At 69.6% G+C, this 25697-nt stretch carries 19 protein-coding genes and 1 tRNA gene; 14 read left to right on the top strand and 6 right to left on the bottom strand.

Features of this window, described 5'->3' with window-relative positions:
- Positions 1 to 58 precede the first annotated feature (58 nt).
- Positions 59 to 934, top strand: coding sequence for an NAD(+) diphosphatase (nudC, locus tag ACIPVN_RS04635; protein WP_400440091.1), 876 nt, complete (start codon positions 59 to 61; stop codon positions 932 to 934).
- The gene (locus tag ACIPVN_RS04630; RefSeq protein ID WP_400440088.1) at positions 931 to 2652 is read left to right on the top strand and encodes an ATP-dependent helicase; all 1722 of its coding nucleotides are present in this window, start codon (positions 931 to 933) and stop codon (positions 2650 to 2652) included. The genes nudC and ACIPVN_RS04630 overlap by 4 nt, the downstream gene beginning before the upstream one ends.
- Before the next feature lie 804 nt (positions 2653 to 3456).
- On the opposite strand, the gene ACIPVN_RS04625 is transcribed toward ACIPVN_RS04630, so the two are convergent.
- Positions 3457 to 4866 (bottom strand): zinc-dependent metalloprotease, encoded by a 1410-nt coding sequence (locus tag ACIPVN_RS04625; RefSeq protein WP_400440085.1) that lies wholly within the window; start codon positions 4864 to 4866, stop codon positions 3457 to 3459.
- A 117-nt stretch (positions 4867 to 4983) separates the two neighbouring features.
- On the opposite strand from ACIPVN_RS04625, the gene ACIPVN_RS04620 reads away from it, so the two are divergent.
- Together ACIPVN_RS04620 and ACIPVN_RS04615 are read left to right on the top strand one after the other, a co-directional pair.
- Positions 4984 to 6069 carry a PDZ domain-containing protein gene (locus tag ACIPVN_RS04620; RefSeq protein ID WP_400440082.1) on the top strand — a complete coding sequence of 362 codons (1086 nt, stop codon included), beginning with the start codon at positions 4984 to 4986 and terminating at the stop codon, positions 6067 to 6069.
- Positions 6070 to 6126: 57 nt separating this feature from the next.
- The gene (locus ACIPVN_RS04615) at positions 6127 to 9045 is read left to right on the top strand and encodes a UPF0182 family protein (RefSeq protein ID WP_400440079.1); all 2919 of its coding nucleotides are present in this window, start codon (positions 6127 to 6129) and stop codon (positions 9043 to 9045) included.
- Between the two features lie 154 nt (positions 9046 to 9199).
- Here the strand turns inward: ACIPVN_RS04615 and ACIPVN_RS04610 are convergent.
- Positions 9200 to 9273 (bottom strand) — tRNA-Met (locus ACIPVN_RS04610).
- A 79-nt stretch (positions 9274 to 9352) separates the two neighbouring features.
- On the opposite strand from ACIPVN_RS04610, the gene ACIPVN_RS04605 reads away from it, so the two are divergent.
- On the top strand, positions 9353 to 10162 hold the full coding sequence (locus ACIPVN_RS04605; protein ID WP_400440076.1) for a carbon-nitrogen hydrolase family protein: 810 nt from the start codon (positions 9353 to 9355) through the stop codon (positions 10160 to 10162).
- Positions 10163 to 10195: 33 nt separating this feature from the next.
- Here the strand turns inward: ACIPVN_RS04605 and ACIPVN_RS04600 are convergent, their stop codons facing one another.
- On the bottom strand, positions 10196 to 11404 hold the full coding sequence (locus tag ACIPVN_RS04600; RefSeq protein WP_400440074.1) for an aminotransferase class I/II-fold pyridoxal phosphate-dependent enzyme: 1209 nt from the start codon (positions 11402 to 11404) through the stop codon (positions 10196 to 10198).
- A gap of 100 nt (positions 11405 to 11504) precedes the next feature.
- Between ACIPVN_RS04600 and ACIPVN_RS04595 the strand changes: the two genes are divergently transcribed.
- The 3 genes from ACIPVN_RS04595 to ACIPVN_RS04585 are packed head-to-tail and all read left to right on the top strand — an operon-like array spanning position 11505 to position 15842.
- On the top strand, positions 11505 to 13109 hold the full coding sequence (locus ACIPVN_RS04595; RefSeq protein ID WP_400440071.1) for a S1C family serine protease: 1605 nt from the start codon (positions 11505 to 11507) through the stop codon (positions 13107 to 13109).
- A gap of 46 nt (positions 13110 to 13155) precedes the next feature.
- Positions 13156 to 14409: a CDP-glycerol glycerophosphotransferase family protein gene (locus ACIPVN_RS04590; RefSeq protein WP_400440068.1), complete on the top strand. Its 1254-nt coding sequence runs from the start codon at positions 13156 to 13158 to the stop codon at positions 14407 to 14409.
- Positions 14406 to 15842 (top strand): CDP-glycerol glycerophosphotransferase family protein, encoded by a 1437-nt coding sequence (locus ACIPVN_RS04585; RefSeq protein ID WP_400440065.1) that lies wholly within the window; start codon positions 14406 to 14408, stop codon positions 15840 to 15842. The genes ACIPVN_RS04590 and ACIPVN_RS04585 overlap by 4 nt, the downstream gene beginning before the upstream one ends.
- A 30-nt stretch (positions 15843 to 15872) precedes the next feature.
- On the opposite strand, the gene ACIPVN_RS04580 is transcribed toward ACIPVN_RS04585, so the two are convergent.
- On the bottom strand, positions 15873 to 16943 hold the full coding sequence (locus tag ACIPVN_RS04580) for a glycosyltransferase family 2 protein (protein ID WP_400440062.1): 1071 nt from the start codon (positions 16941 to 16943) through the stop codon (positions 15873 to 15875).
- A 78-nt stretch (positions 16944 to 17021) separates the two neighbouring features.
- Here ACIPVN_RS04580 and ACIPVN_RS04575 point away from each other — a divergent pair, with 78 nt between their 5' ends.
- The 6 genes from ACIPVN_RS04575 (at position 17022) to ACIPVN_RS04550 (ending at position 22940) form a co-directional block, all read left to right on the top strand.
- Complete coding sequence (locus ACIPVN_RS04575; RefSeq protein ID WP_400440059.1) at positions 17022 to 18305, top strand: CDP-glycerol glycerophosphotransferase family protein; 1284 nt, start codon at positions 17022 to 17024, stop codon at positions 18303 to 18305.
- Between the two features lie 2 nt (positions 18306 to 18307).
- Positions 18308 to 19075 (top strand): biotin--[acetyl-CoA-carboxylase] ligase, encoded by a 768-nt coding sequence (locus ACIPVN_RS04570; protein WP_400440056.1) that lies wholly within the window; start codon positions 18308 to 18310, stop codon positions 19073 to 19075.
- 51 nt (positions 19076 to 19126) lie between these two features.
- Positions 19127 to 19681 carry a PH domain-containing protein gene (locus ACIPVN_RS04565; protein ID WP_400440053.1) on the top strand — a complete coding sequence of 185 codons (555 nt, stop codon included), beginning with the start codon at positions 19127 to 19129 and terminating at the stop codon, positions 19679 to 19681.
- Positions 19682 to 19775: 94 nt separating this feature from the next.
- The gene (locus tag ACIPVN_RS04560; protein ID WP_400440050.1) at positions 19776 to 20900 is read left to right on the top strand and encodes a 5-(carboxyamino)imidazole ribonucleotide synthase; all 1125 of its coding nucleotides are present in this window, start codon (positions 19776 to 19778) and stop codon (positions 20898 to 20900) included.
- A gap of 121 nt (positions 20901 to 21021) precedes the next feature.
- The gene (gene purE, locus ACIPVN_RS04555) at positions 21022 to 21489 is read left to right on the top strand and encodes a 5-(carboxyamino)imidazole ribonucleotide mutase (RefSeq protein WP_400443301.1); all 468 of its coding nucleotides are present in this window, start codon (positions 21022 to 21024) and stop codon (positions 21487 to 21489) included.
- The gene (locus tag ACIPVN_RS04550) at positions 21486 to 22940 is read left to right on the top strand and encodes an LCP family protein (RefSeq protein ID WP_400440048.1); all 1455 of its coding nucleotides are present in this window, start codon (positions 21486 to 21488) and stop codon (positions 22938 to 22940) included. The genes purE and ACIPVN_RS04550 overlap by 4 nt, the downstream gene beginning before the upstream one ends.
- A gap of 175 nt (positions 22941 to 23115) precedes the next feature.
- Here the strand turns inward: ACIPVN_RS04550 and ACIPVN_RS04545 are convergent, their stop codons facing one another.
- On the bottom strand, positions 23116 to 23715 hold the full coding sequence (locus ACIPVN_RS04545) for a hypothetical protein (protein WP_400440045.1): 600 nt from the start codon (positions 23713 to 23715) through the stop codon (positions 23116 to 23118).
- A gap of 143 nt (positions 23716 to 23858) precedes the next feature.
- Complete coding sequence (locus ACIPVN_RS04540; RefSeq protein WP_400440042.1) at positions 23859 to 25622, bottom strand: DUF4012 domain-containing protein; 1764 nt, start codon at positions 25620 to 25622, stop codon at positions 23859 to 23861.
- Between the last annotated feature and the right edge of the window lie 75 nt (positions 25623 to 25697).

The following is a 25697-nucleotide window of genomic DNA, read 5'->3' as shown; positions in this document are numbered from 1 at the left end:
GTCGGCTCAGGGGCGGTCCCGCCTCCGCCACGCCCGTGAGAGAGGGAGTCGATCACCCATGCACCGCCCAACCCTCGACCGCGCGGCCGAGCTCCGCGAGGAATCCGGCGTCGTCGATCGTCTGCGCGGCGAGGCGTCGACACGCGTGATCGTCGTCCGCGACGGCCGGGTGCGCGTGGCCGATGATCGGCTGGTCCGCGTCGCGCCGACCGAGCCCGTCGATGCCACATGGGCGCTCCTCGGTCGTGACGAGTCCGGAATTCCGCTGTTGCTTGCGGCCCTTCCGGCCGAGAGCGCATCGATCGACGCGGCCCCCGACGAGACGTGGCTCGGGCTGCGTGATCTCGGAGCGCGGCTCCCGGCGCACGAGAGCGAGATCCTCATCGAGGCGTTGGCGCTCGCCGCCTGGCTGCGCGATGCACCGTTCTGCCCGGCCTGCGGTGGAGGAACCGAGATCCGTCAGGCGGGATGGTCGCGTCGCTGTCTGGTCTGCGGGCGCGAGCACTTCCCGCGCACCGATCCCGCGGTGATCGTGGCGGTCGAGAGCCGCGACGGGGAACGCCTGCTGCTCGGCGCGAACGCGAACTGGGGCGGCCGGATGTACTCGTGCTTCGCAGGATTCGTCGAGGCCGGTGAATCGCTCGAGTCGACCGTCCACCGCGAGCTCGCCGAGGAATCGGGGGTGCGTCTCTCCGGGCTGCGCTACGTGTCCTCGCAGGCCTGGCCGTTCCCGCGCTCTCTGATGGTCGGCTTCCGCGCGGTCGTCGACGTCGAGGCGGATGCCCGCGCCGATGGCGAAGAGATCATCGATGTGCGCTGGTTCACCCGTGCGGAGATCACCTCCTCCCTGGAGGGCGAGGGGCCCGTGGGGCTTCCCGGGCACGCATCGATCGCTCGCGCGCTCATCCTGGACTGGCTCGAGGCCGGCGCGTGAGCGCCCTCGACGCACTCGACGAGCGGCAACGGCAGGCGGCATCCGTGCTCCGCGGGCCTGTCGCGGTGCTGGCGGGCGCCGGTACCGGCAAGACGCGCGTGATCACCCACCGGATCGCGCACGGCGTCGACACCGGCGCCTACTCGCCCGCGCGGGTCATGGCGGTGACGTTCACGGCGAAGGCCGCGGGGGAGTTGCGCGGGCGCCTGCGGGCCCTCGGGGTCGAGGGCGTCGCCGCCCGCACTTTCCACGCCGCCGCCCTCGCGCAGCTCAACTTCTTCTGGCCGACGCTCGCCGGGCAGCCCGCGCCGTCGATCATCGACAACAAGGTGCGGATGCTGGGGCAGGTCGCCGACGCGATCCGCCTGCGTCCCAGCACCGCGACCCTGCGGGACATCGCGTCCGAGATCGAATGGCGCAAGGTCTCCATGCTCTCGATCGAGCAGCACGCGGCTCTGGGGCGATCGGTCTCCGGCGTCGATGCAACGCAGCTCGCCGAACTGCAGCGCGGGTACGAGGCGCTCAAGGACGAGCGGAATCAGCTCGATTTCGAGGACGTTCTCCTGGCGTGCGCCGGAATGCTCGAGGCCGAGCCGCGGGTCGCCGCATCCGTGCACGAGCAGTACCGCCACTTCACGGTCGACGAGTTCCAGGACGTCTCGCCGTTGCAGAACCGCCTGCTCGAACTCTGGATCGGTGACCGGCACGACATCTGCGTGGTCGGCGACGCCAGCCAGACGATCTACTCCTTCGCCGGCGCCGAGCAGCGTTTCCTCCTCGAGTTCGAGCGCCGCCATCCCGATGCGACCGTCGTGCGGCTCGAGACGAACTACCGCTCGCAGGCCCCCATCCTCTCCGCCGCGAACGCGCTCATGAAGGGGCGCCCCGGCGCGCTGGAGCTCACGCCCGCCCGCGAGCAGTTCGCGACCGAGCCGCCCACCGTCACCGCCTACGACAGCGAGCGCGATGAGGCGGAGGGCATCGCCGCAGCCATCTCGGCGCAGATCGCCGAGGGCATCTCTCCCGCCGACATCGCGGTGCTCTACCGAGCCCACGCCCAATCGGCCGCGCTGCAGCAGGCGCTCGCCGCGGAGGGCATCGCGACCACGGTTCTGGGTGGCACCCGCTTCTTCTCGATGCCCGAGGTGCGTCAGGCGATCCTCGCGATCCGTGCTGCGGCCGTCGCCCCGGTGGAGCAGGGGTTCGTCCCGGCGGTGCAGCGTGTTCTGCGCGAGCTCGGACTCACCGAGGAACCGCCGGCGGCTGGCGGAGCGCAGCGCGACGGCTGGGAGGCCCGTCGTGCGATCCTCCGTCTCGCCGAGGAAGCCGGGCCCGACGCCACGTTGCGCTCCTTCGGCGATGAGCTCATGGCCCGGGCGAAGGACCAGCACGAGCCGACCATGCGCACCGTCACGCTCTCGACCCTGCATGCCGCGAAGGGTCTGGAGTGGTTGCACGTGCACCTCGCCGGATGGGCGGAGGGGGCATTGCCGATCTCCTACGCGACGAGCTTCGAATCGATCGACGAAGAGCGCCGCCTGGCGTACGTCGGCGTCACGCGAGCCGCGCGAACGCTGTCTCTGTCGTGGTCGCGCTCGGCGGGACGAGGCGAACGGGCTCCCTCGCGGTTCCTGGCCGAGATCGGGACGACGGGACGCGGCACAGGCATCCTTCGTGAGACCTCACCGCTCGCGAGTCGCGGGACCCGTCCGCGCTGAGCCGGACGATCTCGCTCTCCGCCGAGGGTGTGGCGGCGAGGAGGCGCGCGGCGATCGTTCCGGCGCCCGCGATGAGCGCGGCGCTCACGCGCCCGGGGTCGCGAGCCACGAGCTGCGTGTGCAGCCGGGGCCACGCCGGGTCGCGGTCGCGGGCATGGAGATCCCGGCAGGTGAGGCACGGGGTGACGCCGGGGACGACCATCGGCCCGATCGTCACCTGATCGCGACCGACGGCGACGGGCAGGTGCGTCACGTCGTCGCGGAGGTACGTCGCCAGCTGCGTGGCCGCCGCGCTACCGGCGACGAGCACCACGGCCGCATCGGACGGGGAACCGTGTTCTCCGATCGGAACACCCTCGTCGGCGAGGCTCTCCCGCAAGCGATGCTCGGTGCGCGCATCGGTCACACCGAGACGCTCGACCCAGGCCGCGCGCGGGACGGGCGAGTCGTCCTCGAGGAGGTGCTCCAGCCGCGCGAGCAGGGCGCGCGCCTCGTCGCGCGGGGCCCCGAGTCCATGCGCGATCACATCGAAGGAGGCCCGGCGGAACCCGGAACTCATCCGCGAGAGCAGGAGCTCCACCCATGCGGCCTCGGCGTCGATGTGCAGATCGCCGTCGAGTCCGAGCTGCAGCGTGCGCTCGTCGCGCCAGAGCAGCGGGAGGGAGGGGGCGAGGCGCGTGAGTGTCGTCGGCGTGAGCGGAGGCATCCACCGATTCTGGACACTCCACGTCCCTCGTGGGGTGCCGCACGGACATCCGTGGACAACACGACTGCTCCTCTCCGGTGGGGAGGAGCAGTCGTGGCTCAGACCGGTCGGTCGCCCTCGGGGCGGTCTTCCGGCTCGTCTCCATCCGAGGGATCTCCATCCGGTTCGCCGTCGGCGTCGCCCGAGAAGTCGTCGCCGTCGAGCAGGCGGGCCAGCGCCTCGTCGAACTCGTCGGCGACCGGCTGCTCGCCCCGCGCCGTCGCCTGCAGGCGAGCGACGAGGGCCGTCGGGTCGTCGATGTCATCGGCGGTCGGCATCAGGTCGGGATAGTCCCAGAGCGCGTCTCGCGCGGCGATGCCCACGGCATCCGTGACCTGCTGCCACATCGCGGCGGCCTCGCGCATGCGGCGCGGGCGCAGCTTCAGACCGACGAGAGCTCCGAGGGCATCCTCGGCGGGCCCGCCGACCGCCCGCCGACGACGTGCCGCCTCCGCGAGCCGTGCACCGTCGGGGAGGCGCGAGGTCGCCTGCGTGGTGACGACGTCGACCCAGCCGTCGATCGTCGCGATGAGGTTCTCGAGCCGTGTCAGGGCCTCGCGCTGCGCCTCGGTCTGCGTCGGCAGCAGGGCGCCGCCTTCGATCGCGGCCCGCAGTTCCTCGGGGTTGGAAGGGTCGAGACGGCTCGCCACGTCTTCGAGCGCATCGACGTCGACCGTGACGCCGCGTGCGAAGTCGGTGATCTGAGCCATCACGTGCAGGTGCAGCCACTTGGCGTGCCGGTACAGGCGGGCGTAGGCGAGCTCGCGCGCCGCGAGGTAGAGGGCGATCTGGTCGTCGGGGATCTCGAGTCCCTCTCCGAAGGCCGAGAGGTTCTGCGGGATGATCGCGGCGGTGCCGGCGGGGAGCACCGGGATGCCGACGTCTCCGCCCGAGACGACCTCGAGCGAGAGGTTGCCGAGAACCTGGCCGAACTGCGCGGCGAAGACCGAACCGCCGAGCCCTCGCATGAGCTTTCCCGCTCCCTGCACGACGTCGCGCATCTCCTCGGGGACCTGCGTGTCGAGTGCACTGGTGAGCGCATCGGCGATGCTGGTCGAGACGGGGCCCGCGATCTCCTTCCACACGGGGAGGGTCTTCTCGACCCATTCGCCACGGGTCATCGCGACCGGCGACTGGGCGAGGTCGGAGATCGTGGTCGCCTCGCCGAGCCAGAGCCCGGCCAGGGCGAACGCGTCGACGAGCGACGTGCGCGAGCCGTCGGTGATGCCCTGCCCGTCTCGGTTCGCGATATGCAGCGCCTGACGGAGCGCGTTCTCCCAGGCGTCGCCGCCGAAGGCTCCCTGCAGCTGCGACATGATCGTCTGCATCATCGCGGGGTCGAGCGTCAGTCCGTCCATGCCCTCGAACGCCCCGCGCAGCGCTTCGGGGTCGATGTCGCCACCCTGGCCTGCGAGCATCCGTCGCAGGAACTCCTGGAAGTCCTCGGGTGTCGGGTCGTTGTCTGCCATGTCGATCGCCCTCTCAGCACGCCTATAGCCGTGCCATCTACGCTAGTCACAGGTTCATGCGAGCGAACCCGATGCGGGCAGATCCCTGTACGCCGCTCGCGAACGACGGAGGATGCTGTGGAACGAACGCGGCCTGTGAAGCTCGGACTCGGCGTCTGGGCGCTGCTCGTCGCACTCGTGGCGCTGGTCGTCCTCACCTTCCTCCCCACCCCCTACGTGATCCAGCGGCCGGGTCCCGTCTACGACACCCTCGGCACAGCCGCGGGCGCGGACGGCGAGAAGGTGCCGCTCATCAGCATCGAGGGCGCCGAGACCTTCGAGACCGGCGGCACGCTCGATCTGACCACCGTCCAGGTCGTCGGCAACCGCGAGCGCACCCCCAGCTGGTTCGAACTCGCCCTCGCGTGGACCGACTCGTCTCGCGCCGTCGTGCCGCTCGACTCCGTGTTCCCGGAAGGCGTGACCACCGAGCAGCGCGACGAGCGCAACGCGACACTGATGGTCGACTCGCAGCACGAGGCGACCGCCGCGGCGCTCAGTGAGCTCGGCTACGACACCGGGGCCGAGGTCGTCGTCGTCGAGGCCGTCGAGGACTCTCCGGCCGAGGGCATCCTCGAACCCGACGACGTGATCACCGCGATCGACGGTGACCCCGTGGTGTCGGCGAAGCAGCTGCGCTCGCGCATCCAGGACATCGGGGGAGCGGAGATCGACTTCACGGTCCTGCGCGACGGCGAGGAGCAGGACCTCTCGATCACCCCGCAGGAGTACACCGAGGGTGACACCACCACGTGGCTGATCGGCATCACCCTCCGCACCGACTACGACTTCCCGATCGATGTGACGATCCAGCTCGACAACGTCGGCGGCCCCAGCGCGGGGATGATGTTCGCGCTCGGGATCGTCGATCAGCTCACTCCGGGCGAGCTCAACGGCGGCGAGAACGTCGCCGGCACCGGCACGATCGAGGCCGACGGCACGGTCGGCCCCATCGGCGGCATCCGTCAGAAGCTGTACGGCGCACGTGATGCGGGGGCCGAGTTCTTCCTCGCTCCGGCATCGAACTGCGACGAGGTCGTGGGCCACGTGCCCGAAGGGTTGCAGGTCATCCGCACCGCGACGCTCGAGGAATCGCTCGACGCTCTCGAGGTCATCGCCGATGGCGGAGACGTCTCGGCGCTGCCCACCTGCACCGCGTCGTGACCTCGCCGTGACCGGGATGACAGCCGCAGCCCAGTAACGCGTGCCTAGGATGGGGGTGTGACCTCGACCTCAGCTCCGAACCCGGCCACTCCTCGAACCTCCCGACGCATATTCGGCATCTCGCTGGTGATCATCGCCGCATTGATCGCGGTGTTCTTCGTCTTCGCGTCGCTCTACACCGAATTCCTCTGGTTCGATCAGGTGGGCTTCACCGGTGTGCTCACGACCCAGTGGATCGCCACCGCCGTGATGTTCGTCATCGGCTTCCTCGGGATGGCGGTGCCGCTGTTCGTCGTGATCCAGCTGGCCTACCGCCTTCGCCCGGTCTACGTGCGTCTGAGCTCGCAGCTCGACCGCTACCAGGAGGTCATCGAGCCCCTGCGTCGCCTCGCCATGTGGGGCATGCCGATCTTTTTCGGTCTGTTCGCCGGCTTCTCTGCCGCCGGGCAGTGGAAGACGGTGTGGCTCTGGGCCAACGGCGTCGCGACGAGTGATGTCGACCCGCAGTTCGGCATCGACACCGGCTTCTACATGTTCGCGATGCCGTTCTACTCGATCGCGCTCGCCTTCATCTCGGCCGTGCTGCTGCTCTCGCTCCTGGTCACGGCGCTCGTGTCGTACCTGTACGGGTCGGTGCGCATCGGCCAGGGTGAACTGCGCATCTCCAAGGCAGCGCGCATCCAGCTCGCCGTCATCGCGGGTCTCTACATCCTCGTTCAAGCGGTCAGCCTGTGGCTCGACCGCTACAAGACGCTGGTCACCCCCGATGACCGCATCACGGGTGCCGCCTACACGGGTGTCAACGCCACGATCCCCGGTCTCGCGATCCTGGCGATCATCGCCGCACTCGTCGCGGTCCTCTTCTTCGTCACGGCCGTGATCGGACGCTGGCGCTTCCCGCTCGCCGCGACCGCACTGCTGATCGTCGCCTCGCTGGTCGTCGGCGTCGGATACCCGTGGGTCGTCACGACCTTCCAGGTCAAGCCGAACCAGAACGCCTACCAGGCCGAGTACTACCAGCGGAACATCGACGGCACGAAGGAGGCGTACGGGGTGGCGAACCTCGAGACGACCACGTTCGAGGCCGAGACGGATGCCGAAGCCGGTCAGCTGCGCGCCGATGCCGACACCACGGCCTCGATCCGCATCATGGACCCGAAGGTCATCAGCCCCACGGTGCGACAGCTCGAGCAGTACCGCGCGTACTACCAGTTCGAGGAGACGCTCGACGTCGACCGCTACGAGATCGACGGCGAGATGCAGGACACGGTCGTGGCCGTCCGCGATCTCGACATCACGAAGCTCGGCGAGGGCGACAACTGGAACAACCGCGTCGCCGTCTACACGCACGGCTACGGCCTCGTCGCCGCCGCGGGAAACCAGCGTACGAGCGACGGCGAGCCGGTCTTCCTCGAGCGCGGCATCCCGTCGTCGGGCTTCCTGACCGACCGCGAGAACTTCGAGCCCCGCGTCTACTTCGGCGAGAACTCGCCCGAGTACTCGATCGTGGGGGCACCGGAGGGCTCCGACCCGGTCGAGATCGACTACCCGCGCGGCAAGGACGGAGCGAGCGAGACGAAGACGACGTTCGACGGCGAGGGTGGCCCCGCCATCGGCGACACGTTCACGAAGCTCCTCTACGCGCTCAAGTTCCAGTCCGAGCAGATCCTCTTCTCGAATCTCGTGAACGAGGACTCGCAGATCCTCTACGACCGCGACCCGAAGACGCGCGTGGGGAAGGTCGCGCCGTACCTCGAGCTCGACAGCGACCCGTACCCCAGCGTGGTCGACGGCCGCATCGTCTGGATCGTCGACGGCTACACGACCAGCTCGACGTACCCCTACGCGACGAGCGTGAGCCTCTCCGACGCGATCACCGACTCGAACACGCGGGCGCCGAGCCTCGCGATCGACGAGATCAACTACATCCGCAACTCGGTCAAGGCGACCGTCGATGCGTACGACGGCACCGTCACGCTCTACGCGTGGGACGCCGAGGACCCGATCCTCAAGACGTGGCAGAAGGTCTACCCGTCGACGGTCAAGCCGATCAGCGACATGTCGGGCGAGCTCATGAGTCATGTCCGGTACCCGACCGACCTGTTCAAGGTGCAGCGCGACATCCTCGGGATCTACCACATCGACACCGCCGGGTCCTTCGCCCAGCAGGACAACCGCTGGCAGACCCCGAACGACCCGCGCAGCGACGCGATGCTGCAGCCGCCGTACTACCTGACCATGCAGATGCCGGGGCAGGACAGCGCGAGGTTCTCGATGTTCTCGACGTTCATCCCGGCGTCGCAGGGCGCCGGCAGCAGCCGAGACGTGCTGATGGGGTATCTCGCAGTGGATTCGGATGCCGGTGCCGAGGCCGGTGTGAAGGCGGAGGGCTACGGCCAACTGCGCATGCTGGAGATCAACGACGACACGACGGTGCCGGGTCCGGGTCAGGTGCAGAACACCTACAACTCGGACACGGCGGTCGTCCCGCAGCTCAACCTGCTGCAGCAGGGAGAGTCGGAGGTCATCTACGGCAACCTGCTGACCCTCCCCGTGGGTGGCGGTCTCCTCTACGTGCAGCCCGTGTACGTGCAGTCGTCCGAGGGCACGCAGCTCCCGCGTCTGCAGAAGGTTCTCGTGGCCTTCGGTGACAGGGTCGCGTTCGAGAACACACTGACCGAGGCGTTGGATTCGCTGTTCGGCGGTGATTCCGGTGCGACCGGAGGAGATGACGAGGTCGAACCGGTCGATCCCTCCGAGGTCGACCCCGACACGGGTGAGGTGCCGACCACCGAGCCGACCGAGCCCACGACGCCGACCGGCGAGCAGGCTGCCGCCCTCGCCGACGCGCGCCAGGCGCTCCTCGACCGCGACACCGCTCTGAAGGCCGGTGACCTCGAGAAGTTCGGTGAGGCCGACAAGCGTCTCACCGAGGCCGTGCAGAAGCTCCTCGACATGGAGTCCGCGGGGGAGTGATCCTCGGATCGTGCTGACGAATGCCGCATCCTTCGGGGTGCGGCATTCGTCGTTTGCGGGGACGGTCGATCGTGCTGGCGACCTCCCGGGCATAGCGAAAGGCCCCTGATCCGGATTTCTCCTGATCAGGGGCCTTTCGTGTGTCGCATTCTCGTTGCGGGGACAGGATTTGAACCTGCGACCTCCGGGTTATGAGCCCGGCGAGCTACCGAACTGCTCCACCCCGCGGCACGTTGAATAGCCTAACACGACGATCGGGAGTGCGCGAATCGAGGCGTCCTCCGCGAGGATGCGCGAGGATGAGGGCATGTCCGTGAGCCCCGCCGTTCCCGTCGCCGTCTGCCAGTTCGCGCCCACCGATTCCCGGGAGGGCAATCGCGAGCGCATCGCGGAACTCGTGGCGGATGCCGCGGCGCGGGGCGCGCGCCTGATCGTGCTGCCCGAGTACTCGAGTTACTTCGTGAACCCGATGGACGAGACCCTCGCGGCCCATGCGGAGACTCTGGAGGGCGAGTTCGTGCAGACGCTCACCGCGCTGGCGGGGGAGTACGCGGTCGTGATCGTCGCCGGGCTCGTCGAGCAGTCGGACGACCCCCGGCGCGTCCGGAACACGGTGGTCGCCGTCCGTGGCGACGGCCTTCTGGCCGTCTACCGAAAGCAGCACCTCTACGACGCCTTCGGCCAGACCGAGTCGGACTGGGTCGAGCCGGGAGTCATCGGTGAGGCGGCGACATTCGAGATCGCCGGTCTGCGCTTCGGTCTGATGACCTGCTATGATCTGCGCTTCCCCGAGGTCGCCCGCACTCTCGTCGACGCCGATGCTGATGTCCTCGTGGTGCCCGCCGAGTGGGTGCGCGGCCCGCTCAAGGAGCATCACTGGACCACCTTGCTCGCCGCGCGGGCGATCGAGAACACGGTCTACGTCGTCTCCGCCGACCACCCCGCGCCGATCGGTGTGGGCCATTCGCAGATCATCGATCCGCAGGGAGTGGTGCTCGCCGGTGTCGGCAGCGCCGAGGGGATCGCCGTCGCGCCCGTCGAACGGGCCGTCATCGATCGGGTCCGCGAGACGAACCCGTCGCTGCGGGTGCGCCGGTACGCCGTCGTCCCGCGCTGACCCGCGAGCTCCCGCAGGGCGACGGAGAGCGAGTCAGCCCCGCAGACGCGCCAGGCGCGAGACGGCCTCGTCGATGACCGAGACCTTCTTGCAGGCGGCGAAGCGCACGATGCCCGCGTACTCCGGGTCGGCGCGGTGCGCCGGGGGCAGGAAAGCCGCCAGGGGAATCGCCCCGACGCCGAAGCGCTCGGGCAGGGTGCGGCAGAACTCCGCGCCGTCGGCCCCGCCGACCGCCGTGGCGTCGGCGAGGGTGAAGTACCCGCCCTGCGGGGCGAAGACGGTGAAACCCGCGGCCTGCAGCCCGGCACCGAGCACATCGTGCTTGTGGGCGAGCGTCGCCGCGGCATCCGAGAAGAAGGCGTCTCCCAGGCGGAGCCCGACCGCGACGGCGGGCTGGAAGGGCGCGGCCCCGACATAGGTGAGGAATTGCTTCACGGTGAGCACGGCGGTGATCAGCGCGGCAGGACCGTGGATCCAGCCGACCTTCCACCCGGTGGCCGAGAAGGTCTTGCCCGCCGAGGAGATCGTCAGTGTGCGCTCCGCCGCGCCGGGCAGCGTGGCGACGGGGAGGTGCCGGGCACGGAACGCCAGGTGCTCATAGACCTCGTCGGTCACGATGAGCGCGTCGTGCCTCTCGGCGAGGCGAACGATCTCGGTCAGCACGTCGGTGCCGAACACCGTTCCGGTCGGGTTGTGCGGATCGTTCACGAGGATGATCCGGGTGCGGTCGGTGACGGCATCCGCCAACCGGTCGAGGTCCGGCTGGAAGTCCGGCACGCGCAGCGGCACGGTGCGCAGTGTGCCGCCGGCGAGCGACACCGCGGCCGCGTAGGAGTCGTAGTACGGCTCGAAGACGACGACTTCGTCCTCGGGGCCGTCGATCAGGGCGAGGAGCGTCGCCGTGAGAGCCTCGGTCGCTCCGACCGTGACGAGCACCTCGGTGTCGGGATCGACGTCGAGGCCGTAGAAGCGCTTCTGGTGCTCGGCGATCGCGAGCCGGAGATCCGCGGTGCCGCGGCCGGGTGGGTACTGGTTCACCCCGTCTGCGATCGCCTGCCTGGCGGCTTCGAGCACCTCGGCCGGACCGTCCTCGTCGGGGAACCCCTGCCCGAGATTGATCGCTCCCGTCGAGGCCGCGAGGGCCGACATCTCTGCGAAAATGGTGGGCGCGACGGCCCCGTCGGGCGAGAGCAGGCCCGCGCCCGCCGCTGTGCGCCGCCATGCACCGGTGATGACACTCATGAAGAACAGGCTATGGCCATAAGGGAAACTCACCTTCGCCATATGAAACGCACAGACTCGGAGAGCACTCTGAAGGGGCGTTGTTGAAGGAGCACACACCATGAACGAAGACAACACCCCCGACCACTCGGCACCCGACGTGCCGTCCACCGAGGCAGCAGAGGTCGCCGACCGTTCGGCGCCGCAGGCCGCCGCTGAGATCCCCGCCGCGCCGGCCGCAGAGCCCGCCGCCCCGGTGGCCGCCGAGTCCGCTCCCGCGCCGCAGCCGACCACGGGTCACCAGGTGCCTTCGACGTTCGCGTCGCCCGCTCCCGCACCCTCGATCGCTCCGGTCACCGCGTCTCCGTTCGCGGGCTCGACGGCGACGTCACAGGGCGCCGCATTCGGACTCCACTCCGGCTCCGCCCACGCCCAGCCCACGGTACCCCTGGGCGGCACCGCGCCGCTCGGCCTCGGTGACGCACCGGCCGATCCGAACGCGAAGACCAAGGAGGCCAAGCCGCGCGGCGGCGTGCGTCTCGCGGCCATCGTGGTCGCCGCCGCGCTCGTCGGAGGTGTCGCCGGCTTCGGCGGCGGCGCCATCTGGAACGCCGTCGGCACCACGCCCTCGACCGGCGTGGCGGAGGGTCCGCAGACGGTCACGGTCAACAATCCCGGCTCCGTGAACGAGACCACGGCCGTCGCCACCAAGGCGCTGCCGTCGGTGGTCACGATCGAGGTCGCCGGCTCCAGCGAGGCCGGCAGCGGCTCGGGCGTCATCATCAGCGACGACGGCTACGTGCTCACCAACACGCACGTCGTGACGCTGGGCGGTGCCGTGGCCGACCCCACGATCCGCGTGACGACCTCCGACGGTCGCATCTACTCCGCGACCGTCGTGGGGACGGACCCGATCTACGATCTCGCGGTCATCAAGCTCACGGATGCCACCGACCTCACGCCCATCGAGTTCGCCGACTCGTCGGAGCTGAACGTCGGCGACACGGCCGTGGCGCTCGGCGCGCCCCTCGGGCTGTCGAACTCGGTCACCACCGGCATCGTCAGTGCGCTGAACCGCAGCATCCAGATCGCGTCGTCCGCCCTGCCGGACTCGTCGAGCGAGGATGCCCCGCAGGAACAGGCGCCCGAGGACGGTCAGCAGGACGGCCAGCAGGGTCCGTTCCAGTTCGATCTGCCGGGCAACGGCCAGCAGCAGACGTCGGAGTCGATCTCGATCGCCGTGATCCAGACCGACGCCGCGATCAACCACGGAAACTCCGGCGGCGCGCTCGTCGACAGCAAGGGCGAGCTGATCGGCATCAACGTCGCGATCGCCAGCTCCGGATCGTCGGAGGAGTCCGGGTCGATCGGTCTCGGCTTCTCGATCCCGTCGAACATCGCCCAGCGCGTGTCCGAAGAGATCATCGCCGACGGTGCGGCCACCCACGGCCTGCTCGGCGCATCGGTGCAGGACGCGGCATCGGTGCAGGATGCCGATGTCGCCGGTGCCTACATCGCCGATGTGACCAGCGGGGGAGCGGCGGCAGCCGGCGGCCTCAAGGCCGACGACATCGTCACCGCCTTCAACGGCGTGCCGATCACGAGTGCCAGCGACCTCACGGCTCAGGTGCGCGCCGCGGCCGGTGGCAGCGACGCGAAGGTGACCTACATCCGCGGCGGCAAGGAATACCAGATCGAGGTGACGCTCGGCGAACTCGCCGGCTGATCCCGCCGCCCACAGAAGGACGCCACCTCCGCGATAGGCTCGCGAGGTGGCGTCCTTCTCTTTCGGGTCCGGCAATGCGGCCAAGCTGCTGAGGATCCCGCTCTCCCTCGCAGGGCGCCTCGGCACGCTCGTCGTGCCGCGTGGCGACCGGTGGGTGTTCGGATGCGGCGCCGGGATCGGCGACGGGGCGCTCGCTCTCCATCGTCACGCCACCGCGCTGGGCCACGAGGCCGTCTGGCTGACCCGCTCCCAGCGGGAGGACGACGAGGCGGCGGCGCTCGGCATCCGCACGCTCCGCCGATCGAGCATCCGGGGCTGGTGGGCGACCGCACGCGCCGGGGTCCTCGTCGTCACGCACGGTCTCGGCGACATCAACCGGTATGCCGACGGCGGCGGTTTCATCGTGCAGCTCTGGCACGGCATCCCCCTCAAACGCATCGGACTCGATTCACCCGCGACGACGCAGGTTCCGAACCTCCCGGGAGCCGGGATCCTGCGGCGAGCCGTCGCGATCCTCTATCGGGCGGCCGCGCAGAGGATCCGCGTACTCCCGGCCGCCTCCGACCGCTCGCGCGGGCGCCTGGAGTCGGCGTTCGGACTGCCGAGCGACCGCGTCGTCGTCACCGGTGAGCCGCGCGTGGACGTGCTGTCGGAGGGATCGCCGGAGGAGCGCCGCGTGCGAGCATCCGCCCGACTGCGCACGGCGCTCGAGGGCCTTCCCGAACCGTCGCGCGTGGTGCTGTACGCGCCCACCTGGCGTGACGGGGCAGCGGACCCCGCCGTTCCCTCGGCCGACGACTGGGTGCGGATCATCCGAGTGCTCGAGGAGTGCGACGCGACCCTGGTCATTCGATCGCATCCGCTCGGTGAGGGAGGGTACGTCCCGCCCCTGCCCAGTCGTCGGGTGCGCATGCTCGGCTCCTCCGTACTCGCCGACGTGACCCCCGTGCTGCCGGCCGTCGACGTGCTGATCACCGACTACTCGTCGCTCGCCTACGACGTCGGGCTCCTGGCGATGCCTGTGCTCTACCTCGCGCCCGACGCGGAGGAGTACGCGCGCTCGCGCGGCTTCTACGGTCGCTTCCGCGATGTCGCGGGAGCGGATGCCGCATCCTCCTGGCCCGATGTGCTGGAGCAGCTCCAGGGGCTGCTGTCCGACGAGGCGGCGTTCACGGAGCGGTCCGTCCGTTCCGCTACGCTCAGCGCGGAGATGCACGCCTTCCGCGACGGCCGAAACACCGAACGGGTCTACGGCGCGATCCGCGCGCGGGGAGTCCGCGCACCGAAGGGAGCAGTATGACAACGGCCCGGATCGATGAGTCGGCGCAGACGCTGATCATCGCAGGAACCGGACCGCGCCCGGCGCACGCCGAGCTGGTCGGCCCGCGCGCGCGCGTCGACGCTCGGCTGTCGGGCGGGGGGAAGAGCTGGAAGGCTGAGTTCGCGCTGCAGGCCGCCCGGTGGGGCGGCCCCGCACTCCCGCTTCCCGCCGGTCGGTACCGCCTGACGGTCGACGGCACGGCATTGGAGGGCATCGACGTCGCTCCGGTGCTGCTGCCCGGGCTCCGCGTCACGGTCGCCGGGGATGCCGTGCACATCGCCGCACCGGTCGATCCCATCTACGAGACCGCCGAGGGGCAGGCCACGCTCGAGGAGCGCTACGTCGCCCAGGCCGGCGGCACCGAGAACGCAGTGTTCTTCGAGAGCTTCTACGGCCGGAGCGTCGGATGCAATCCGCAGGCGATCGACCGCGAGATCGCGAAGCGCGCCCCCGACGTCCGTCGCTACTGGAGCGTGGTGGACTTCTCGGTCCCCGTGCCGGAGGGGGCGATCGCCGTGGTCGAGGGAAGCCCGGAGTGGTGGCACGCTCGGGGAGCGGCGCGCCTGCTCGTCGTGAACGACTGGCTGCGCCGGAGATTCGCCCGTAAGCCCGGCCAGAAGGTGCTGCAGACGTGGCACGGGACTCCGCTCAAGCGGCTCGCGCTGCATCGTCCGGGCTTCGACCCGCGACGGATGGCGGCCGTCGTCAAGGAGTCGCGGCGCTGGGACGTGCTGCTCGCGCAGAACACCTACGCCGAGCGCATCCTCAAGAAGGCGTATGCGTTCTTCGGGCGTCCGATCTGGGTCGAGGGATATCCGCGCAACGACGCGCTCACGACGACCGATCCGGCCGTGATCCGCGCGGCGCTCGGCATCGGAGCCGACGAGCGCGTGCTGCTGTACGCGCCGACCTGGCGCGACGACCGCTCCGAGATGGTCGACTTCATCGATGCCGAGAGGCTGGCCGAGCAGACCGACGCGGTCGTGCTGGTGCGCGGGCACTCGCGCACGCTCGATTCCGGACGCGACCACGCGGGGGCGCGCGTGATCGACGTGACCGGCTATCCCGAGACGGCTCAGCTGCTCCTCGTGGCCGACGCCCTCATCACCGACTACTCGTCGGTGATGTTCGACTTCAGCGTCACCGGCAAGCCGATGTATTTCCTCGTGCCCGACATCGGGCACTATCGCGGTACTCTGCGCGGGTTCTACTTCGATCTCGACGCCCGGGCTCCCGGGCCGCTCGTGGGGAGTCAGGACGAACTCGTGCGCGCACTCGCCGCGCCCGATCACGAGCAGGTGTACGCCGAACGCTACGACGCGTGGCGGCGTCAGTTCAACGCGCGCGACGACGGGCGAGCGGCTGAGCGCGTCGTCGACCGCATCCTCGACCAGGGTTTCCTGACGGCCTGACCGGCCGCGGCAGGTCCTGGCCGAGACGCGTCAGGGCAACGGGGTGTTGCGGGTGCCGAGGCGAGAGGCATCGACGGTGTCCCCGGCTCCGCGCAGCACGCCGCCGAGGAACCCCCAGCCCCAGGCGAGGTGCATCGTCGGCAGCACGAGCAGCGTCCAGAGCCGCTGTCGGACGCCGCCCCCGCCCGGTGCGGCGGCGACGGCCACGACGAGCAGGGCGTACGCCGCGAGCGGGGCGTAGACGATCGAGGCGATCAGCGAGGCGAGACCGCTGAGCACTCCGGTGAGCTGCAGGATGCCGACGATCACCGCGACGATCGTGAGCAGCACCAGAACCGGAGGGGCGAAGAAACGGATGCCGTTGCGCCGCCCGAATCGTCGCACGAGCTCTCCGCGCCAGGCGCCGGTGGCTCGGAACTGGCGCGCCAGGCGCACCCAGCTCTCGCGCGGCCAGTACGTGACCGCGAGAGTGGGATCGAACCAGACCCGATGCCCGGCCTGGCGGATGCGGAGGTTGAGCTCCCAGTCCTCGCCGCGCCGGATCGTCTCGTCGAAGAGACCGACCTCGTCGAGGACCTCTCGGCGCATCACGCCGAGGTAGGCGGATTCCGCCTCGCCCTCGTGCGCGCCGCCGTGATAGGCGCCGCCGCCGAGGCCGACGGGGGAGTTGTAGAGACGGGCGACGGCCTTCTGGAACGGTGCGCGTCCCTCGGCGTGCATCACGCCGCCGACGTTGGACGCACCCGTGCGTTCGAGGGTCTGCATGGCTCGGGCGGCGTAGCCGGGGGAGAGCTCGGAGTGCGCGTCGACGCGGATCACGGTCGAGTACCGGCCCGCGCGGATCGCCGCGTTCAGACCCACCGGGATGTGTGCGGCGGGGTTGTCGACGAGGCGGATGCGCTCGTCGTCGGCAGCCAGCCGGTTCGCGATCTCGGTCGTGCCGTCGGTCGAAGGGCCGAGGGCGAGGATCAGCTCGACGGGAACGTCGAGATCCTGGGCGAGGACCGACTGCACAGCGTGCTCCAGGTACCCGCGTTCGTTCAGCACGGGCATGACGAAGGAGACCCCGACGGGCGGCGCGTGCGAATCGTCCTGCTGCATCCGTCGATCATGTCATGGGGCGTCGGACGTTCGCTGATCGAGACCTCGGGCCTGTTCCCGGCTCGGTATCCTGGAGGGATGGGTGCATTCTCCGACGCGAAGAAGGCGTACCGTCTGCTGAAGCGGGCGGTCGCCTCGAGGACGGCCGTGCAGCGCGTGCGCCGCCGCCTCGCGGTCAGCGAGCAGTTCCCCGAAGGGCACTTCAAGATCGGGGTCTACTTCGCCGACGGTGCGGTGAACATGTACCAGATGCGCCAGTGGTACCGGCCGCTCGCCGAGTTGTCGAAGCGCTGGCCGGTCGTCGTGCTCGCGCGGCAGGCGACGGGAGCCGAGAAGCTGCTCGCCGAAGACGCCCCTCCGGTCGCGTTCGTTCCGACTGTGCGCGATCTCGAGAAGTTCGTCGCGCAGCACGACATCCGCATCGTGCTGTACGTCAACCAGAACACCCGCAATTTCCAGATGTTCCGCTACGGACGCCGCTGGCACGTGTTCATCAACCACGGCGAGTCCGACAAGATGTACATGACCACCAACCAGTACAAGGCGTACGACTACGCGATGGTGGCCGGCCAGGCGGCGCGCGACCGTCTCTCGCGCACTCTCTGGGCCTACGACGTCGATCGGCGCACCATCGAGATCGGCCGGCCGCAGGCCGATCACTATTCCGGTGAGCTCCCCTACACCCCGGACGACCGCACTGTCGTCCTCTATGCGCCCACCTGGGAGGGCGACCGGCCGAGCGCGCACTACGGGTCGATCGCCACGCACGGCGAGCGGCTGGTGTCGGCGCTGCTGGCGACCGGATCGCACCGCGTCATCTACCGACCGCACCCGCGCAGCGGTGTCGTCGACCACGACTACGGAGCGGCGCATCGTCGGATCATCGCCGCGATCGCCGCGGCGAATGCCACGGACCCGCGCGCTCAGCACGTGTACGACGACGGCCCCGAGCTCGGGTGGCAGCTGTCGGCCGCCGACGTGGCCGTCGTCGACATCTCGGCGATGGTCTACGACCGCCTCGCCTCGGGCAAGCCCCTGATGATCACGCGCCCGGCCGACGAGCGCGCCTCGATCGACACGACGGGCTATCTCTCGGACTGCGAGTGGCTGACCGCGGATGCCGCCGCCGACATCGTGTCGGAGGTCGAGCGGGTCCGTGCCGACGATGCGGCGATCGCGCGTCTGCGCATGTGGGTGCAGCACTACTTCGGCGACACGACTCCGGGCGCCGCGACGGCCAAGTTCCACGCGGGCATCGAACAGCTCATGGCCAAGTGGGATGACTGGGAGGCGCACGAGATGGGTGCCCTCCGGCCGGATCTCGACGACGACGACGAAGAGGGTGACGAGGAGGAGATCTGACCATGGATCTTCCGCTCGCGCGAGAGGTCGCCCCCCGGATCGAGTACGTGCCGACGTCGGCATCCACGAACGCCGATCTGCGGCTGCTGGCCGACGATCCGCTCGGCTGGCCGCACCTGTCGACACTGGTCACCCGGAACCAGACCGCCGGCCGCGGGCGGCTGGATCGCCTCTGGACGGCTCCCGACGGGGCGGCGCTGGCGATCTCGGTCGTCGTGCGCGTCTCGGTGGAGCCGGCGCTCCGCGGGTGGATCCCCCTGATCGCGGGGATCGCGATGGCGGATGCCGTCGCCGCACAGCTCCCCGCGCATGCGGTGGGCGTGAAATGGCCGAACGATGTACTCGTCGACGAGCGAAAGATCTGCGGCATCCTCGCGGAAGCGACGGCAGACGCGATCATCGTCGGCGCCGGCGTCAACACGGCGATGACGGCGGAACAGCTGCCCGTCCCCAGCGCGACCTCCTTCGCCGTGCTGGGCGCCGCGGTCGATGAGGATCGGCTGCTCGCCGACTACCTCCGGGGTCTCGACGCGCACCTCGTGGCGCTCGCCCATGCCGACGACGCGGTCTCCAGCGGCCTGTACGCCGTGGCGACGGAGCGGATCACGACTCTCGGTCGTGCCGTGCGGGTGTCGTTGCCGGGGGAGCGGACGCTCGAGGGCATCGCGCGCGAGCTCGACCGCGAGGGACGTCTCGTGGTGCGCCGCGGCCGGGAGGACCACCCGATCTCCGCCGGCGACGTCGTGCACGTGCGCCCTCTCGCGGACTGACACGCCGCCCGCCCGCGCGTCGATGTCGGAGATCCCGGGCACAATGGTGGGGTGACGCACCCTGTGACGCTCAGCGGTCGGCCGATGATGCCGCCGCCCGGCGCGCCGTCTGAGGAGCGCCTCATCGCACGCTTCCGCGGTCATGCGCGTCGACTCTTCTGGTCGGCGCTCGTCCTGGTGGCCACCTTCGGGGCGACCGCCTACTTCTACGACAACCTCCCGGCGCCGTTCGAGAATTGGATGCTGCTGTCCGCCGCGGGCGGGGCGGTACTGCTGCTCGTCGTGATTCCGTTCACCGTGTGGCTCGCACGTTCCACGACGGTGACGACCCGGCGGGTGATCGTCCACGCAGGTGTGGGCGCGCGCAACCGCCGTGAGATGTCGCACGCTCGCGGGTACACGATCGGAGTGCGCCGCGGCCCGCTGCAGCGCGTGTGGGGCGCGGGTACGATCACGCTCTCGAACGGTGTCGACGCTCCGCTGCGACTGGTCAACGTGCCGAACGTCACTCTCGTGCACGAGACTCTGGCCGATCAGATCGAGGTCAGTCAGATCCTCGCCCACCGCGACGCACAGAGCGGCACCGAGGGCTTCATCTCCGCGTGACGGGCGCTGGCACCGCCGTGCGCTTGGGCTCCTGGGATGTCATCCGCACCGACGGTGATGCGCGAGAATGGTCGAGACGAAAGGGAGACGGCACATGGCTTTGCGTGTGGGCGTGATCGGCGGCGGACAGCTGGCTCGGATGATGATCGCTCCGGCGGTCGAACTGGGGCTCGATCTCCGAGTGCTCGCCGAGGGCGAGGGGATGTCGGCCCAGCTCGCCGCGACCGCCGTCGGCGACTATCACGACCTCGAGACCGTGCGCGCCTTCGTCGCCGACGTCGACGTCGTCACCTTCGATCATGAGCACGTCCCGCAGGAGATCCTGCGCGCCCTCGTCGCTGACGGTGTGGCCGTGCACCCGGGACCCGACGCCCTGCAGTTCGCCCAGGACAAACTGGTCATGCGCGCGCGCCTCGCGGACCTCGGAGTACCCCAGCCCGACTGGGCGGCGGTCGCCTCCGAGCAGGAGCTGCAGTCCTTCCTCGACGCCCACGACGGCCAGGGCGTCGTCAAGACCCCGCGCGGCGGGTACGACGGCAAGGGTGTGCGCGTCGTCGGTGCGGCGAGCGATGCACGCGACTGGTTCGCGGCCGTGCCCGCGGGCGAGGCGCTGCTGGTCGAGGAGCTCGTCCCCTTCGTGCGCGAGCTCGCACAGCAGGTGGCACGCCGCCCGAGCGGTGAGATCGCGGCCTATCCCGTCGTCGAGACCGTGCAGCGCGATGGCGTCTGCGCCGAGGTGATCGCGCCGGCACCGGCGGCCGCCGGGCGCCTCGCCGAGGTGGCCGAGAGCATCGGCGTCCGCATCGCCGAGGGCCTCGGCGTCACCGGGATGCTCGCCGTCGAACTGTTCGAGACCGACGATGAGCGCATCCTCGTGAACGAGCTGGCCATGCGCCCCCACAACAGTGGCCACTGGAGCCAGGACGGCGCCGTCACCGGCCAGTTCGAGCAGCATCTGCGCGCCGTGGCGGATCTTCCCCTCGGCAGCACGGCACCGCGCGCGCCGTGGTCGGTCATGGTCAACATCCTCGGAGGTCCCGCCGAGGGAGGGCTCGGGGACCGTTTCGCGAGCGCGATGGTCGCGCACCCGGAGGCGAAGATCCACACCTACGGCAAGGATCCGCGGCCCGGACGCAAGGTCGGGCACGTGAACGTCTCATCGAGCGACCTCGACGACGCGGTGTACGTGGCGCGCGCCGCGGCCGCGCATTTCGCCTGATTCGCCGGACGAGGGTGCCCGTCGGCCGCGTGCCGTGGGGGCAATCTCCAGCACCAGACCGTAGCCTGTTGTGGTGACCGAGCCACTGCACTCTTCCGCCGCGCCCCTGGTCGGCGTCGTCATGGGATCCGACTCTGATTGGCGCGTCATGAGCGACGCGTCCCAGGCACTCACCGACTTCGGCATCGCGCACGAGGTCGAGGTGGTCTCGGCGCACCGCACGCCCGACAAACTGATGAGCTATGCTCGCGAGGCTCGTGCCCGCGGCATGCGTGTCATCATCGCCGGGGCCGGCGGCGCGGCCCATCTGCCGGGCATGCTCGCCTCGATGACGCCTTTGCCCGTCGTCGGTGTGCCGGTGCCGCTCGCCTACCTCGACGGAATGGATTCCCTGCTGTCGATCGTGCAGATGCCCGCGGGCATCCCCGTCGCCACCGTGTCGATCGGGGGAGCGCGGAACGCCGGTCTGCTCGCCGCGCGGATCCTCGCGACCGCCGATGAGGCTCTCGCCGACCGCGTCGAGGACTACGCGCGCGAGCTCGAGGCCCAGGTCGAGGCCAAGAACGAACGGCTGAAGGACTCCCTGTGACCCTCGCGCCGCCGCGGGCGGGTGGGCGGCCGCTGATCGAGACCCGGCCGATGCGGCATCCGGACTCCGCCGACGCGGGGGCGATGGCGAAGCGCGGCTGGTGGCTGGTCGCGCTGAACGTGCTGATCCCCGGTTCCGCTCAGATCGTCGCGGGCAACCGCCGATTGGGACGCATCGGTCTGCGGGCGACCCTGCTCGCCTGGTTCCTCGTCATCGTCACGGCGGGTCTGGCGCTCTTCGCGCGCCCGGTGCTGCTGTGGTTGACCGTGGGCGCGGGGTGGTTCTCCGCTCTCGTTCTCACACTCGTGCAGATCCTCCTCGTCGTGTATGTGGTGCTCTGGGTCGTGCTGACCTTCGACGTGCTCCGCATGGTGCGACTGGTGAAGGTGCCTACGGCATCGCGATTCGCGATCCCCGTCGTCGCACTGATCCTGCTCGGTCTCGTCGGTGGGGGAGCAGCCTATGCAGCGACGGTCGTAGGATCGACCCGCAACACCATCAGCTCGATCTTCGGGCAGAGCGGGCCGAGTCTGCCGCCCGACGACGGCTACTACAACATCCTGCTGCTCGGCGCCGACAGCGGCGACGGTCGCGACTCCATGCGCTTCGACAGCATCTCGGTGGTCTCCGTCAACGCCGACACGGGCGCGGTGACGATCACCGGCATCCCGCGCGAGCTGCCGAATGCCCCGTTCAGCGAGGGCAGCCCGATGCAGGAGCTCTACCCGAACGGCTTCGAGGGCCATGGTTCATCGACCTGCGGCTGGAACGGCTGGATGAACCACGTCCGCAATGCGGCAGAGGTGTGCCGCGATGACAACGGCACGGGGCTCTACCCCGACGCGCAGGCGCAGGGCTCCGAGCCCGGTATCGAAGCGACGAAGGATGCCGCGGAAGGCGTACTGGGGATCAAGATCCCCTATTACGTCTTCGTCGACATGCACGGCTTCGCTGATCTGGTCGACGCGCTCGGTGGTGTCGATATCACGGTGACGGAGCGTCTACCGAAGGGCGGCCCGCCCGAGGGGTGGCACGGGACGGATGTGAACGAGTGGGCGATCGGCTGGATCGAGCCCGGCGCGCAGCACATGGACGGCGACACGGCGCAGTGGTACGCGCGCTCGCGGTACACGACGAGCGATTGGGATCGCATGAAGCGCCAGCGCGAACTGCAGGCGGCGATCCTCGCGCAGTTCACTCCGCAGACCGTTCTGACCCGGTTCAATGAGGTGGCGGCGGCGGGTACGGCGCTGATCAGCACGGATCTTCCGCAGGACAAGCTTCCGGAGTTCTTCGATCTGATGATGAAGGCCAAGGAACTGCCGGTGAACACGATCGAGCTCACCCCGGAGCAGGGCGTCGACGAGTTCCAGCCGGACTACTCTCACATCCACGAGATGATCCAGCAGGCGCTTCACCCGCCGACGCCGACGCCGAGTCCCGCACCCTGACGGAGGTCACGGCGGAAGCGCCGCACCGGGGCATGAATGTGCCCACGGCCTCCTCGGGAGAGTGTGGAAGAGGCCGTGGGCTTCCGGTGTGTCACCGGATTCGCCAGACGACGGTGATCGGAGGGGGAGGGATCACCGTCGTCCAGTCGACCGCCGCACGAGACGACGATCGGATCTAGGCGCGCTTGCGGCGGGTGGCTCCGATGACCACGAGACCGCCGCCGACAGCGAGTGCCGCAGCACCGCCGCCGATCATCCACGGCGAGATGCTTCCGCCGGTGAGCGCGAGTTCGATGGAGCCGTCGCCCGTGAGCGGCAGTTCGGTGCCGGCAGCCGCGACGCTCGGGTCGTGGGCGCAGCTCGACGTGCCGCTGACCGTGATCACGGCGGTGTACTGGCCGATGCCGGCGACCGACGCCGCACGAGCCGCGGCGTTGGCGCCCGCGCCCGTGAACGTGATCGCATACGCTCCGGAACCGCCGGACGGCGGGCGGAACGAGACCGTGAGACTACCGTCGGCAGCGGCGGTGTTGCCCGAGATCTCGGCCTCTTCGGCACGGAGGCCGGAGACGGAGACGCCCACGACCTCGGAGGGCTGGAACGATCCGGCCTCGAAGACGATGGTCGAGACGTCGCAGATGTCGATGATCGGGTCGTTGACCGTCACACTCGGCTTTTCGGCATAGGAGTCGGACGACGCCGCCGAGGCGGCGGTCGGCGCGGCGAGAATGATGACGCCGGCGGCAAGGCTGAGAGCAGCCAGTTTCTTCAGCATGATGTTTCCCCAGAATTTCACGCGGAATCACATCCGGATACACCCCTGCATCCGACTGTGTGGGCCCTTCCTGCCCCCACGGCAGGTTTTTAGAGCCCAGATATTCCCCAGTGAGATGACGGTACCCCATCCCGGGGAGAAAGTCACGACGTGCAGCGCAGTTCTTCGTGTGTCACCCTCGGCGCATCGATCGTGGGGGTCTGCACGACCGAGTCGATGCGCTCTCCTGCGCCCTCGCCCTGGAATTGCACGGTGACGGTGGTGGATTCGCCCGGCGTCAGGAGAACATCGTGCTGCACGACCGAGCGCGTCCCGAGGAGTGCGGTCTGCACGGGTTCCTCGACGTCGTCGCGGTCGGCGCGCGACAGCGTCGCGCCCTCCGGGCCGTAGATCGCGAGCAGTGTCCGGGAGCTACCCGGGGCCACACCGAAGTTCCCGCCACCGGTCACGTACGGGGGAAGAGCGGTCGCCGCGTCCACCGGCGCGTCGTTCGTCCACGTCACGCTCACCTGCGTCGTCGGCGTGCCCGCGCAGCTGCCGATCGCCGTGGAGACCGTGGCGTGCGCGTAGAAGTCCATCTTTCCGCCGGTGGTGTCGTTGATCAGGACGCCCACGTGCGTTCCTGCATCCGTGTCGATCGGGAGGGTGCCTCCCACGGTCGAGGCGGCGAGGACGCTCTGCTCGTCCTCGTGCGCGCTCCAGATGCGGATCCGTCCTTCATCCGCCGACGTGGCGAGGGCTCCGAGCAGTGACCGAGGGTCGCCGCCGGCGAGCGCAGCGCCGAAGAGCCCGGTCGCGGCCTGGGCGAATACCTGGTCCTGGACCGCCGGATCCGGGATGGCGGCGTAGATCTCCGAGAGCAGGATGCTCACCACGTTCTCAGCGGTCGCGGTGAACGGACCGAAGCTCAGTTCGCCGATCGCCTCGAGCAAGTGCTGGGCGACGACTGTGTCGACCGCGATCACTCCGTCGACCGGGCCACCGAACACGCCCTCCCAGCGGGTGGCGATGGCGGGTCCGGCCTCGGCGAAGTCCGGAATGCTCGTCAGGTTTTGCAGATATCGGCCGGGTCCGTCCTCGAAGAGGGCGACCGTGCTGTCGCTCAGGGGGAGAGGATCCGTCAGGGGCGGGAAGTCCAGAGTGGACGCCTGCCGCTCCAGGGAGACCCTGCCGTTCTCGGCGCGCAACAGGGCGATCGAACCGATGATGCCGCCGGACGAGCGGAGTTCGGCGTTGTTCTGCATCGCGAGGACGTAGGTGCGGGGAGCCTCGCCGCCGAGCATCGTGGGAAGCAGGATCGCGGCTCCGTTCAGCGTGCCGACCACGGTCGCCGCCTCGGTGACGTTCGTGCGCACCTCCCGGACGGCATCCGCCAGCGGGGGCAGAGTCGCATCGGCATCGATGCCCTCCGCTCGCTCGAGCGCGTCATCGAGCACGCTCGAGGCTTCACCGAGCGGCTCTCGGATCGTGGCGAACGGGGCGAGGTCGATCGCTCCTCCGGAGAGCCCCAGACTCGCCAGGTCCACTTCGGCAGCGACGCCGAGGAGCGGGGTGAGCGCGTCCGTCGCCACGCTGTCTGCGATGGCGGCGATGTCGCTCACCGCTCGGAAGTTGGGGCCGATGAACGGCACGGCCGCGAAGCCCTGCCATACGACGTCCGAGGTGAGGTCGTTCGCGGATGCCGCGTGCCGGGCGATGCTGGCGGATACGTCCTCGGCCTTCTCGAGATCGCCCTCGGCGATGGCCGACTTCAGATCGGCGGACTTCTCGGCGACCTGTGTCAGATTGTCGACCGCTCCGATCCCTCGGATCGTCACCCAGCCGAGGGCGAGAACGAGCAGCGTCAGGACGATGCCGACGGTCCACCCCACCCATCGGCGCCGTCGTGGAAGTCGCCCGTCGCTCACGTGAGCATTCAAGCACGACGGCCGGTGCGCGGGCGAGGATCCTGTGGGAACGCTGTCAGTGCATGCGACGCGTCG

Origin of the sequence: Microbacterium sp. NPDC090003 (genome assembly GCF_044748385.1) — a bacterium.
Classification (GTDB): Bacteria; Actinomycetota; Actinomycetes; order Actinomycetales; family Microbacteriaceae; genus Microbacterium.
The sequence above is the reverse complement of the archived record's forward strand: the minus strand, read 5'-3'. Positions and strand labels throughout refer to the sequence as shown.